At 56.1% G+C, this 13130-nt stretch carries 12 protein-coding genes; 10 read left to right on the top strand and 2 right to left on the bottom strand.

Features of this window, described 5'->3' with window-relative positions; all coding sequences use genetic code 11:
* The 10 genes from MKleb_RS11130 to ldtE all read left to right on the top strand — a co-directional run bounded on the left by MKleb_RS11130 (position 1) and on the right by ldtE (position 11069).
* Complete coding sequence (locus tag MKleb_RS11130; protein WP_025108214.1) at positions 1–2538, top strand: fimbria/pilus outer membrane usher protein; 2538 nt, start codon at positions 1–3, stop codon at positions 2536–2538.
* A gap of 2 nt (positions 2539–2540) precedes the next feature.
* Positions 2541–3488, top strand: coding sequence for a fimbrial protein (locus tag MKleb_RS11135; protein ID WP_025108213.1), 948 nt, complete (start codon positions 2541–2543; stop codon positions 3486–3488).
* Between the two features lie 11 nt (positions 3489–3499).
* Positions 3500–4012: a fimbrial protein gene (locus MKleb_RS11140; RefSeq protein WP_025108212.1), complete on the top strand. Its 513-nt coding sequence runs from the start codon at positions 3500–3502 to the stop codon at positions 4010–4012.
* Positions 4013–4456: 444 nt separating this feature from the next.
* Positions 4457–4834: a Fe-S cluster assembly scaffold SufA gene (gene sufA / locus MKleb_RS11145; protein WP_004119171.1), complete on the top strand. Its 378-nt coding sequence runs from the start codon at positions 4457–4459 to the stop codon at positions 4832–4834.
* Positions 4835–4836: 2 nt separating this feature from the next.
* Positions 4837–6324, top strand: a complete 1488-nt coding sequence (sufB, locus tag MKleb_RS11150) for a Fe-S cluster assembly protein SufB (RefSeq protein WP_004851745.1) — start codon at positions 4837–4839, stop codon at positions 6322–6324.
* A 16-nt stretch (positions 6325–6340) separates the two neighbouring features.
* Positions 6341–7087, top strand: coding sequence for a Fe-S cluster assembly ATPase SufC (gene sufC, locus MKleb_RS11155; RefSeq protein ID WP_004851743.1), 747 nt, complete (start codon positions 6341–6343; stop codon positions 7085–7087).
* The gene (gene sufD / locus MKleb_RS11160) at positions 7062–8336 is read left to right on the top strand and encodes a Fe-S cluster assembly protein SufD (RefSeq protein ID WP_025108211.1); all 1275 of its coding nucleotides are present in this window, start codon (positions 7062–7064) and stop codon (positions 8334–8336) included. The genes sufC and sufD overlap by 26 nt, the downstream gene beginning before the upstream one ends.
* Positions 8333–9553: a cysteine desulfurase SufS gene (gene sufS / locus MKleb_RS11165; protein WP_025108210.1), complete on the top strand. Its 1221-nt coding sequence runs from the start codon at positions 8333–8335 to the stop codon at positions 9551–9553. Before sufD ends, sufS begins: the two co-directional genes overlap by 4 nt.
* Before the next feature lie 11 nt (positions 9554–9564).
* Entirely contained in the window at positions 9565–9981 is a 417-nt protein-coding gene (gene sufE, locus MKleb_RS11170; RefSeq protein ID WP_004851737.1) for a cysteine desulfuration protein SufE, read from the top strand.
* A 101-nt stretch (positions 9982–10082) separates the two neighbouring features.
* Entirely contained in the window at positions 10083–11069 is a 987-nt protein-coding gene (ldtE, locus tag MKleb_RS11175; protein WP_004851735.1) for a L,D-transpeptidase LdtE, read from the top strand.
* A gap of 64 nt (positions 11070–11133) precedes the next feature.
* Here the strand turns inward: ldtE and lpp are convergent, their stop codons facing one another.
* Both lpp and pykF read right to left on the bottom strand, forming a co-directional pair.
* Positions 11134–11370, bottom strand: a complete 237-nt coding sequence (gene lpp / locus MKleb_RS11180) for a murein lipoprotein Lpp (protein ID WP_003029373.1) — start codon at positions 11368–11370, stop codon at positions 11134–11136.
* A gap of 312 nt (positions 11371–11682) precedes the next feature.
* The gene (pykF, locus tag MKleb_RS11185) at positions 11683–13095 is read right to left on the bottom strand and encodes a pyruvate kinase PykF (RefSeq protein WP_004119183.1); all 1413 of its coding nucleotides are present in this window, start codon (positions 13093–13095) and stop codon (positions 11683–11685) included.
* Between the last annotated feature and the right edge of the window lie 35 nt (positions 13096–13130).

The raw sequence follows: 13130 nt of genomic DNA on the forward strand, positions 1-13130 counted from the left end.
ATGACAATAAAAAATAATAAGTTGCGACCTGCTCGTCTGGCTACGCTTATCGCCATAGTGTTGAGCGGTTTCTCTCCGGAACTGTATGCCAGTGATTCGTTTAATACGGCCCTGGTAGAGCTGGATAATCCCGGCGTGGGCAAAGCGGATTTATCGGCTTTTGAATCGGGCTCTCAGGCGCCGGGAACATACCATGTGGATATTATTCTTGATGACCAGTTAATGGACACCCGGGATATTCCTTTTTCGATGGCAAAGACCGGGGGCGGTAATGAGGTATTGCAGCCCTGTCTGAGCGTGGAACAATTAAAACAGTGGGGAGTGAAAACCGAACTTTTTCCCCAGCTGTCGGTAGAAAATAGTGATTGCGCCAATCTCCAGGCTATTCCGCAAGCCAGCGCTGATTTTCAGTTTGGCGCCCAGCGGCTGGTTATCAGCATTCCCCAGGCGGCGATCGACCTGCCGGCCAGGGGCTATGTACCGCCGGAAATGTGGGATGAGGGGATTACTGCGGCATTGCTCAATTACAGCCTGAGCGGAGCGAACACTCGGGCGAAAACGGGCCAGGGCGGCAGAAGCGACAGCCAGTATGCGAACCTGCGTCCGGGGATCAATATAGGGCCGTGGCGTTTTCGCAACTATACCACCTGGTCACGGGAGTCCTCCGGCCAGGATAAATGGGATACCGTTTATACCTACGCGCAGCGGGCCATTATTCCTCTGAAAGCCCAGCTTACCGTTGGTGACAGCTCTGCGCCTGCCGACGTGTTCGACAGTATGCCGTTTCGCGGCGGCCAGCTGGCATCCGATGACGACATGCTGCCGGATTCTCTTAAGGGCTATGCGCCCGTAGTACGCGGCATTGCCCGAACCAATGCGCAGGTCGTGGTGCGCCAGAACGGCTACCAGATCTACCAAAGCTACGTTGCGCCGGGCGCCTTTGAAATCACGGATATGTATCCTACCGGCGGGGCAGGCGATCTCGACGTGACGATTAAGGAAGCCGATGGCAGCGAACAGCACTTCACGCTGCCCTACGCCTCGCTGCCGGTACTGCAGCGGGAAGGCCGGTTCAAATACGCCATCACCGGCGGGCAGTATCGTTCATATAACAGCAGCGTGGATAAAACCCCTTTCGGGCAGGCAACGGCAATTTATGGCCTGCAGCATGGCTTTACCCTCTATGGCGGCCTGCAGGAGTCAAGCAAATATCAGTCGCTGGCATTCGGCGTGGGTAAAAATATGGGGGCGTTAGGCGCAATCTCCACGGATGTCACGCAGGCCTGGTCAACGCCGGATAAAACGGAAAAATCGCGCGGCCAATCCTGGCGAGCGCGATACAGCAAAAACTTCATCGATACCGGGACCAACTTTTCCATTGCGGGATACCGCTATTCCACCAGCGGCTATTACGGGATGCAGGAAGTTCTGGACTCATATGGAGACAGCAGCGCGCTGCAGGACCGCAGGCGTAACCGCGCGGAGCTGACGATGAGCCAGACGCTGAGCCGCGAACTGGGATCGCTAACCCTCAGCGCGGCGAGGGAAGATTACTGGAACTCCGCCAGGTCGATGGCTTCGTGGAGCGTCGGATACAACAACTACTGGCGCAATATCAGCTACGGCCTGACCTGGACATACAGCAAAAATGGCAGCGCGACGTCAAACGACAGCGCGAATAACAGCGCCCACGACCAGCTGCTGGCGTTTAACGTCAGCGTACCGTTGGATAAATTCCTCCCGCAAACGTGGGCCAGCTATGGCATGAACGCCAGCAAGAATGGTGGAACGACGCATAATATCGGCATGAACGGGGTCGCGCTGGAGAACAACTCGCTGAACTGGAACGTCCAGCAGGGTTACGGTACGGATGGCGTGGGTTACACCGGCAATATGAACGGTGACTATAAAGGGACGTACGGCGAAGTGACGGCGGGGTATAGCTACGACAAAAACAGCGAGCGGCTTAATTATGGTCTGCAGGGGGGCGTTATCGCCCACGCCGATGGTATCACGCTTTCCCAACCGCTCGGTGAAACCAATGCCCTGATAAAAGCCCCCGGCGCACACGGCGTGAATATTCGCAACCAACCCGGCGCGCGCACGGACTACCGGGGATATACGGTCGTCAGCAATATTTCCGTCTATCGAAAAAACGACCTGACGCTCGATCCGCAAAATATGCCTGAGGATGTAGAGCTGGAGATAAACACCGACACGGTTACCCCGACGCGAGGCGCGGTGGTGCGCGCCGATTATCTTTCCAAAGTGGGGCGCAGGGTCCTGATGACCTTAACCGACAATAACCGCTTCGTGCCGTTCGGGGCGGTGGTGACGCTTGCGGATGATAATAAGAGCAGCTTTATCGTTGGCGATCGCGGCCAGGTTTTTTTAAGCGGAATGCGCGAGCAGGGGGCGATCTTCGTCACGTGGGGCCGCCAGTCCAGCCAACAGTGCCGTGCTGATTTCAGCCTGCCGAAACAATCAACCTACGCTGGAATAACAGAAGTTAGCGCCAGTTGCCACCAGGAACGTTAAACATGAGATTGATTTACTCTGTTATTTTGCTCGGCTTGATAGCCGGATGGAATAGCGCGCGTGCCGGAACCTGCACCACCATTACCCCGCAGATCTCCACTCTGTCCGTGGGAACGATTACCGTACCGCGTGATGCGCCGGTCGGGACCGTTATTTTTTCGGGGGGCGGGACATATACGGGCTCTTACCTTTCCGGCTGTACTAACCCACTCATGCTGGGTTTCAGCATGCGATATAATAATGCGACGCTGAGCAGCTACGGTAATCACGTTTACAACACTAATATTAGCGGTATTGGTATTCGTTTTTCATCAAACGCTTATTTTGAAAATCCGAGTAATACATTCTCCTATAACGCACAGACCTCTTATGTCGACTGGTACGGCGGTAACATACAGCTGGTGGTGACCGGGCAGGTATCATCAGGCGCATTAACGCCGGGAACGATCGGGGTGGTGACGCTCCAGGGCAGCGACGGCGTCTACCGTGATGGCCTGACCGCAACGCTGACCGATGGGACAATCAACGCCCTGGCCTGCAGTATCACTACGCCTCAGTTGAACTTCATCATTGGCGATATTCCCGCTTCAACGTTCGGCTCGACGGTAGGCACCACGCCCGCTGGCGCGCAGAATACGCAAAATCTGGGGTTAAGCTGCAGCGCCGGCACCAATATCACCGTTTCGCTGAGCGGCGTACAAAATCCCGATAGCGCCAACCCCAGCGTAATGGCATTAACGGGGCAGGGCAGCGCCGGGACGGCAAAAGGCGTCGGCGTGCAGCTTTTATATAATGGCGCGCCGCTGTCCATCAATAGCCCGCTGTTATTAAAACGGTCATCGGGCGGGCAAGAAACGCTGCCGCTGACGGCCCGTTATTATCAGACCTTAACTTCCGTTGAGTCCGGCTCGGCAAATGCGACCGCCACGCTTAATTTGACGTACCAGTAACGGGTGAAAAAATGAAAATACGCCATAAAAAATTGCTTATTCTGACGTTGCTGTGCTGGAACGTTTTTTCTGCCGACAGCGTGACGATGGGGGTGACGGGAAATATTGTCGCCTCGCCCTGTATATTCAATGGGGGAAACAGCAACCTCGATGTCAATCTGGGCGATATTCAGGCAACCAACATGGCCACGCCCGGGTCATCCTCCGACCCTGTGGCCTTTAATTTGCTGTTTACCAACTGTCCGGCGGGAACGCGCAGCGTAACGGCCTCCTTCACCGGCACTCCCGATCCGCTTGCCGGTCCTGACTATTATCTGAATAGCGGTACGGCAACCAACGTGGCGGTAGCGATGAGTGAAGCGGGCAGCGGCGCGCTAAAGGGAACGGGTTCCAGCATCACCCACAATATCGCGGCTGACAGAACCGCAACCCTGGCTATGCAGGCCTCGGTAAAATCGGTGTCAGGCGGTGCGACGCCCGGAAGCGTCAGTGCCGTTGTGGTCATGACGCTGCAGTACAATTAAACGGGCATCCGTTTAGCGATACGCGGTAGCGCCTTGATCGCCGCCATGGCGCTGCCCTTTTAATTTCCGTGGTTATCGCGGTCTTTTTGCCTCATGACCGGGAAAGATAACGTCCGCCATTTCTCCTTTTTACCCGCAGTACGTGATTGTGACTCTTTTGCCCTTCACGGCGGGTTCTGTGCAACGCAAATTCGCTATCTCAAAAATAGGTATTTCCGATGCATATTTTAACTTTCCTGCAATTTCTACCTTTCTGTCACTGAAATGCATTATTAATCAATGCATTGAACAATTTATTCCATCTCCGATATCTCTTCTGTCAGGGTCTATGCTTATAAAAAGCACTGAATGGGGAAATACCCCTTCTCTGCATGGGTTGAAGTGATAATCATTATCACTAACATAGCGATATGGCCCGATGGCGTCAACCTATGAGGTAGAGCGATGAATTCACATGCAGGAACTTTCAATCCCGAAGATTTTAGCTGGCGTGGGCTGGTCATGACCCCAGCCGCCGCCGCCCATATTCGCGATCTGGTCCGCAAACAGCCGGATATGCAGGGGCTGCGGCTTGGCGTTAAAACCAGCGGCTGCGCCGGTTTTGGCTACGTTCTCGAGCTAATTGCTGAACCGGCGAAAGACGATCTGTTATTTGAGCGCGATGGCGCGAAGCTGTGGGCGCCGCTGCAGGCGATGCCGTTTATCGACGGCACCGAGCTCGATTACGTTCGCGAAGGCTTAAATCAAATCTTCAAATTTCATAACCCTAAAGCCCAGCACGAATGCGGCTGCGGCGAAAGTTTTGGCGTTCAGGCGGAGTAACTATGTCTCGTAATACTGAAGCAACTGACGATGTCAAAACCTGGAGCGGCGGGCCACTCAACTATAAAGAGGGCTTTTTCACTCAGCTACGGACCGATGAGCTGGCGAAAGGCATAAATGAAGAGGTGGTCAGGGCGATTTCTGCGCGCCGCAATGAGCCTGAATGGATGCTGGAGTTTCGTCTGAACGCGTTTAAGGCCTGGCAGGCGATGGAAGAGCCGCACTGGCTGAAGGCGCACTACGACAAGCTGAACTATCAGGATTACAGCTATTATTCAGCCCCCTCCTGCGGCAACTGCGATGATACCTGCGCCTCTGAGCCCGGCGCGCTGCAGCAAACGGGGTCCAGCGCGTTTCTGACCAGCGAAGTCGAAGAGGCGTTTAACCTTCTCGGCGTGCCGGTGCGGGAAGGACGGGAAGTGGCCGTCGACGCCATTTTTGACTCGGTTTCGGTGGCGACCACCTATCGCGAAAAGCTGGCGGAACAGGGGATTATTTTCTGTTCCTTCGGCGAAGCGATCCACGATCACCCGGAACTGGTGAAGAAATACCTCGGCACCGTGGTGCCGGGCAACGACAACTTCTTTGCCGCCCTCAACGCGGCGGTGGCGTCCGACGGCACCTTTATCTATGTGCCCAAAGGCGTACGCTGCCCGATGGAGCTGTCGACCTATTTCCGCATCAACGCGGAAAAAACCGGCCAGTTCGAACGCACCATTCTGGTGGCCGACGAAGGCAGCTACGTGAGCTATATCGAAGGCTGTTCGGCGCCGGTACGCGATAGCTACCAGCTGCACGCGGCGGTGGTCGAGGTGATTATTCATAAAGACGCCGAGGTGAAGTACTCCACGGTGCAAAACTGGTTCCCCGGCGACAACAATACCGGCGGGATCCTCAACTTCGTCACCAAGCGCGCCCTGTGCGAAGGCGAGAATAGCAAAATGTCGTGGACCCAGTCGGAAACCGGCTCGGCGATCACCTGGAAGTATCCGAGCTGCATTCTGCGCGGGGATAACTCCATCGGCGAATTCTTCTCGGTGGCGCTGACCAGCGGCCATCAGCAGGCGGACACCGGCACCAAGATGATCCATATCGGCAAAAACACCCGTTCGACGATTATCTCGAAGGGCATTTCCGCCGGCCACAGCCAGAACAGCTATCGCGGTCTGGTCAAAATCATGCCGACGGCGACCAACGCGCGCAACTTCACCCAGTGTGACTCCATGCTGATTGGCCCGGACAGCGGGGCGCATACCTTCCCGTACGTGGAATGCCGCAACAACAGCGCGCAGCTGGAGCACGAAGCGACCACCTCCCGTATCGGCGAAGATCAGCTGTTCTACTGCCTGCAGCGCGGAATCAGCGAAGACGATGCGATTTCGATGATCGTCAACGGTTTCTGTAAAGACGTCTTCTCAGAGCTGCCGCTGGAGTTTGCCGTAGAAGCGCAAAAATTACTGGCGATTAGCCTTGAACACAGCGTCGGCTGATAACAAAGGAAATAAGATGTTAAGTATAAAAAATTTGCAGGTCGCCGTTGAAGACAAAGCGATCCTGCGCGGGCTGGATCTGGAGGTTCGCCCCGGCGAAGTGCACGCCATTATGGGCCCAAACGGCTCCGGGAAAAGTACGCTCTCCGCTACGCTGGCCGGGCGTGAAGACTATGAAGTGACCGGCGGCAGCGTGGCGTTTAAAGGCAAGGATTTACTGGAACTCTCCCCTGAAGATCGTGCCGGTGAAGGCATCTTTATGGCCTTCCAGTATCCGGTGGAAATTCCCGGCGTCAGCAATCAGTTTTTCCTGCAAACCGCGCTCAACGCCGTGCGCAGCTATCGTGGCCAGGAGCAGCTTGACCGTTTTGACTTCCAGGACCTGATGGAAGACAAAATAAAGCTGCTGAAGATGCCGGAGGATCTGCTGACCCGCTCGGTTAACGTCGGCTTCTCCGGCGGCGAGAAAAAGCGCAACGATATCCTGCAGATGGCGGTGCTGGAACCGGAGCTGTGCATCCTGGACGAGTCCGATTCCGGGCTGGATATCGACGCGCTGAAGATTGTCTCTGACGGCGTCAACTCCCTGCGCGACGGCAAGCGCTCTTTTATTATCGTCACCCACTATCAGCGCATTCTCGATTATATCAAGCCGGATTACGTCCACGTGCTGTACCAGGGGCGAATCGTCAAATCCGGCGATTTTACTCTGGTCAAACAACTGGAGGAGCAGGGCTATGGCTGGCTTACCGAACAGCAGTAACGCGCTGCAGCAGTGGCACCATCTGTTTGAGTCCCAAAGCGGGCAGCGCAGCCCGCAGGCGCATCAGCACCTGCAACAGCTGCTGCGCCTGGGGTTGCCAACGCGTAAACACGAAAACTGGAAATATACCCCGCTGGACGCGCTACTAAATCAGACCTTTGTCGCCGCTCAGCCGCAGACGCTGACGGCGGCCCGGCGCGACGAACTGGCGCTAACGGTAGAGGCATGGCGGCTGGTGTTTGTTGATGGTCAGTTTAGCGCGAGCCTGAGCGACGATCTGGCCGCCAGCGGCTATGAAGTGCAGGTGGATAACGAGCGTCAGCAGCTGCCTGACGCCGTTCAGCCCGAAGTGTTTCTGCATTTGACCGAAAGCCTGGCGACCACCGTTACCCATATTCGGGTCAGGCGCAACCAGCGCCCGGATAAACCGCTGCTGATTATGCACCTGACGCGCGGGCTGGCGAGCGATGAAATGAACACCGCCCACTATCGCCACCATCTGGCGCTGGAGAGCGGCGCGCAGGCGACCATCATCGAACACTATCTGAGCCTTAACGATGAGCGCCACTTTACCGGCGCAAGGCTGACGATGACCGTGGCGGATAACGCCCACCTGCAGCATATCAAGCTGGCGTTTGAGAACGCGCAAAGCTACCACTTTGCCCATAACGACCTGGCGCTCGGGCGCGACGCCTCCGCTTTTAGCAGCAGTTTTCTGCTCGGTAGCTCGGTGCTGCGCCACCACACCAGCACGCAGTTGAAGGGGGAAAACAGCACCCTGCGGATTAACTCGCTGGCGATGCCGGTCAACGGCGAAGTCTGCGACAGTCGCACCTGGCTCGATCATCAGGTTGGGTACTGTAACAGCCGCCAGCTGCATAAAACCATCGTCAACGATAAAGGGCGGGCGGTGTTTAATGGCCTGATTAACGTCGCGCAGCATGCGATCAAAACCGACGGCCAGATGACCAACAACAACCTGCTGCTGGGCCGCTTATCCGAAGTGGATACCAAACCGCAGCTGGAGATTTACGCTGACGACGTGAAGTGCAGCCACGGGGCGACCATCGGGCGTATTGATGACGAACAGCTGTTTTATCTGCGCTCGCGCGGCATTACGCAGCAGGCGGCGCAGCAGATGATTCTTTACGCCTTTGCCGCGGAGCTCACGGAAGCGATCGACGATGAGGCGCTCAGGCAGCAGATACTGGCGCGTATAGGCCAGCGTTTGCCGGGAGGTAAGGCATGACATTTTCTGTGGAACGCGTGCGCGCGGATTTCCCGCTTCTCAATCGCGAGGTTAATGGCCAGCCGCTGGCCTACCTCGACAGCGCCGCCAGCGCGCAGAAGCCGGAGGCGGTGATTAACGCCGAGGCGGAATTTTACCGCCACGGCTATGCGGCGGTGCATCGCGGCATTCATACCCTCAGCGCGGAAGCTACGGCGAGCATGGAGCAGGTGCGCCAGCGGGCGGCGACGTTCCTCAACGCCCGCTCGGCGGAGGAACTGGTGTTTGTTCGCGGCACCACGGAAGGCATTAACCTCGTAGCGAACAGCTGGGGAAACGCCAACGTCGGCGCGGGCGACAACATCATCGTCAGCGCGATGGAGCATCACGCCAATATCGTGCCGTGGCAGATGCTGTGCGCCAGAGTGGGGGCGCAGCTGCGGGTGATCCCGCTGAATCAGGACGGTACGCTGCAGCTGGATGCGATCCCCGGCCTGTTTGACGAGCGTACCCGCCTGCTGGCCATTACCCAGGTATCGAACGTGCTGGGAACCGAAAATCCCATCGCCGCTCTGACGGCGTTGGCCCATCAGCACGGCGCCAAAGTGCTGGTGGACGGCGCGCAGGCGGTGATGCACCATCCGGTGGACGTGCAGGCGCTGGAGTGCGACTTTTACGCCTTCTCCGCCCACAAGCTGTACGGTCCCACCGGCATCGGCGTGCTCTACGTCACGCAGGACATTTTGCAGGAGATGGCGCCGTGGGAAGGGGGCGGGTCGATGATCGCCACGGTCAGCCTGACGGAAGGCACGACCTGGGCAAAAGCGCCGTGGCGCTTCGAGGCGGGAACGCCGAATACCGGCGGCATCATCGGGCTGGGCGCGGCGCTGGATTACGTCAGCGCGCTGGGGCTGACGCACATCGCGGAATATGAACAGACCCTGATGCGCTACGCGCTGCAGGCGCTGGAGAACGTGGCGGATTTAACCCTTTACGGCCCGCAAGATCGCCTGGGAGCGATCGCCTTTAATCTCGGCAAACATCATGCTTATGATGTCGGCAGCTTCCTCGATAACTACGGTATTGCGGTGCGGACCGGGCACCACTGCGCCATGCCGCTGATGGCGTTCTACGGCGTGCCGGCCATGTGTCGGGCATCGCTGGCGATGTACAATACGACGGAGGAGGTGGACCGACTGGTAGCGGGGCTACAGCGGATCCACAAATTATTAAGCTAAAGGAAGCAACTATGGCGGCGTTACCGGACAGAGACAAACTGCTGCGCAACTTTAGCCGTTGTGCAAACTGGGAAGAGAAGTATCTCTATATTATTGAACTGGGTCAGCGCCTGGCGCCGCTGAGCCCGGAGGAACACACCGCGCAGAACATCATTCAGGGCTGCCAGAGCCAGGTGTGGATCGTGATGACGCAGGAGCAGAGCGGCGCGATTGCGCTTCGCGGCGACAGCGATGCGGCCATCGTCAAAGGCCTTATCGCTGTGGTGTTTATCCTCTATGACCAGATGACGGCCAAAGATATCACCGCGTTTGATGTGCGTCCGTGGTTTGAAAAAATGGCCCTGACGCAGCACCTTACCCCCTCGCGGTCGCAAGGACTGGAAGCCATGATCCGCGCAATTCGCGCGAAAGCAGCAAATCTTAGCTAGAATAAAACAGTAGATTTCATTCTGTTATGCACGACGGGAGGCTCGCCTCCCGTCGTGCATAACAGGCCTGGCGTTTTATCAGCGAAAGAAGGAATCTCAGTATGAAACGCGCTTCTCTTATCACCATTGCCCTTCTGAGCGCCCTCAGCGCGTCCCACGCCGCCTGGGCCGTTGATTATCCCCTTCCTCCTGCCAACAGTCGTCTGATTGGTGAGAACCAGTTCTGGACGGTACAGGAGGGTGACCGCAACCTGCAGGCGATTGCCCGTCGTTTTGATACGGCGGCGATGCTGATCCTTGAAGCGAACGATACCATTGCGCCGGTGCAGCCTAAACCGGGTACTCAGGTGCTGATACCTTCGCAGATGCTGCTGCCGGACGTGCCGCGCGAGGGCATCGTCGTCAACCTGGCCGAGCTGCGTCTGTACTACTTCCCGCCGGGCGTCAATCAGGTGCAGGTCTATCCCCTGGGGATTGGTCAGCAGGGGCTGGAGACGCCGGAGATGACGACCCGCATAGGGCAGAAAATCCCGAACCCCACCTGGACGCCGACGGCGGGCATCCGCGCCCGTTCGCTGGAGAAGGGGATTAAACTGCCGCCGGTCGTGCCCGCAGGGCCGAATAACCCGCTAGGCCGCTATGCGCTCCGCCTGGCATACGGTAACGGTGAATATCTGATTCATGGCACCAGCGCGCCGGACAGCGTGGGTCTGCGCGTCAGCTCCGGCTGTATGCGCATGAACGCGGCGGATATCCAGTCTTTATTCAATCAGGTGAAAAGCGGGACGCCGGTACGGATTATCAACCAGCCGGTCAAGTTCGCCGTGGAGCCGGACGGTAAGCGCTATGTTGAAGTTCATCGCCCGTTGACGCCGGATGAGGCCAGCAATGCGCAGACCATGGCCTATACGCTTCCGGCGGAGTTTCATCAATTCTCGGGGGATAAAGCGGTTGATGAGGCGCAGCTTAAACGCGCGCTGACCCGGCGGGCAGGATATCCGGTGGTGGTATCGGCTAGCGGAAGCACCGCGTCGAGCCTGTCGGTACAGAATAATACGCCGGTAGATGAAGCGAAAAGGGTGCAGTAGGCGGGAAAAGGTAAGGCAAAAAAAATGGCGCACAATGTGCGCCATTTTTATTACACAGATACTATTACTTGCGGTATTTAGTAGCTGCGTTGTCCAGACGCTGGTTAGCGCGAGCTGCGTCATCTTTAGCAGCCTGAACGTCGGAACGCATTGCGTTCACGTCGTTGCTCAGCTGGTCAACTTTAGCGTTCAGAGTCTGAACGTCAGAAGACAGCTGATCGATTTTAGCATTGCTGGAGCAACCAGCCAGCAGAGTAGAACCCAGGATTACCGCGCCCAGTACCAGTTTAGTACGATTCATTATTAATACCCTCTAGATTGAGTTAATCTCCATGTAGCGTTACAAGTATTACACAAACTTTTTTGTGATGAGAATATTTTTTTACCTGAATGCACTTATTTTTGATCGTTCGCTCAAAGAAGCATCGAAATCATCACGTAACTTTAAAAAGGCGAGTGAAAACAGCGCGCTTCCATCGGATTCATCTTAGATAATCTCGCATTAAATAGTAAATTCCGATTTGCATTTTTATTAATAGCGGCTAGTGCCAGAATAAAAAAAAGCGCCCCGAAGAGGCGCTTTTAAAGGAAATACTAATTAACCTGTAAATTATTACAGCACGTGCACGGAAGCGGTATTGGTGGTTCCGCTCGGGACCAACGCGCCGGAGACCATAACAACCACGTCGCCTTTACGCGCCAGGCCGCTCTGCAGCGCCAGCTCTTTACCCTGGATATAGAAGGCATCGGTAGAAGAGATATCTTCAACCAGCTGCGCCACAACGCCTTTGCTCAGCACCAGCTGACGCGCGGTCGTTTCATTGGTGGTCAGCGCCAGGATGGTGGCATCCGGGAAGTATTTACGTACGGCGCGCGCGGATTTACCGCCCTGGGTTGCCACAACGATCAGCGGCGCTTCCAGTTTTTCAGCCGTTTCAACCGCACCGCGGCAAACCGCTTCGGTGATGCGCAGCTTACGGTTGTCGTTGTTGTATTCAAGACGGCTGGTCATCACGCGGTCGGTACGCTCGCAGATGGTCGCCATGATGGTGACCGCTTCCAGCGGGTATTTACCTTTTGCGGATTCGCCGGACAGCATAACTGCGTCGGTGCCGTCGAGGATGGCGTTAGCCACGTCGCCTGCTTCCGCACGGGTCGGACGCGGGTTTTTGATCATAGAATCCAGCATCTGAGTCGCGGTGATAACGACTTTACGCGCGCGGATACATTTTTCGATCATCATCTTCTGCGCGAAGATCACTTCTTCAACCGGGATTTCAACGCCCAGGTCGCCACGCGCAACCATGATGCCGTCAGAGGCTTCGAGGATCTCGTCGAAGTTGTTCAGGCCTTCCTGGTTTTCAATTTTGGAGATGATCTGGATCTTCTCGCCGCCGTGGGCTTTCAGGTGTTCACGGATTTCAACAACGTCAGAACGCTTACGGATAAAGGAGGCCGCAACAAAGTCAACGCCCTGTTCGCAACCGAAGATCAGGTCCTGCTTGTCTTTTTCGGCCAGCGCTGGCAGAGCGATAGACACGCCCGGCAGGTTAACGCCTTTGTTCTCGCCAAGGTCGCCGTTGTTCAGTACTTTACAAACAACTTTGTTGCCTTCGATAGCGGTGACTTCCATACCGATCAGACCATCGTCAACCAGTACGGTGTTGCCGACGCTCAGGTCGCTGGTGAAACCTTCATAGGTCACCGCAACGATTTCGTTATTACCGACAACGGATTTGTCGGTGGTGAAGGTAAAGGTCTGGCCCGCTTTCAGAGAAACGTCGTTGCCGCCTTCCAGCTTAATGGTACGGATTTCCGGACCTTTGGTATCCAGAAGGATTGCCGCTTTCTTACCGGTTTTACTCATCACATTGCGCAGGTTCTGGATGCGCTGACCGTGTTCCGCGTAATCACCGTGAGAGAAGTTCAGACGCATAACGTTCATGCCAGCGTCCAGCATTTTGGTCAACATCTCTTCGGATTCGGTTTTCGGACCGATGGTGCAAACAATTTTGGTCTTTTTCATGACAGTTTAATCTTTAAGTTGTGAAGGATAGGGAT

The organism is Klebsiella sp. PL-2018 (genome assembly GCF_019048985.1).
Classification (GTDB): domain Bacteria; phylum Pseudomonadota; class Gammaproteobacteria; order Enterobacterales; family Enterobacteriaceae; genus Klebsiella; species Klebsiella michiganensis.